General features: G+C 71.8%; 1 pseudogene. It reads right to left on the minus strand.

The window, feature by feature from the left end:
* Positions 1 to 245: pseudogene (locus tag H6A15_RS10265) on the minus strand (hypothetical protein); the annotation flags it as partial.

Here is a 245-nt window from a genome sequence, read left to right on the forward strand (position 1 = left end):
CCACCTTGCCCTTGGTCTGGGGCGTCCTCGGCGCGCAGAGCACGATGCGGAAGCCGGCCTCGCGGGAGAAGCGCTCGACGCGCGGGTCGCGCGCCCGCCTGCCGTCCCCGCCGAGTGGCTCACCGACAACATGTCCGCGATCGCCGCGGTCGGCGGGGACGCCCCCGAGCCTCACCGCGACGTCGTACATGCAGGCCAGCAGGTCGTCCCGGGTCCTGGTCGGCGACTGTCTCTTATACACATCT

Source organism: Enorma phocaeensis (genome assembly GCF_016901575.1).
GTDB lineage: Bacteria > Actinomycetota > Coriobacteriia > Coriobacteriales > Coriobacteriaceae > Limicola > Limicola phocaeensis_A.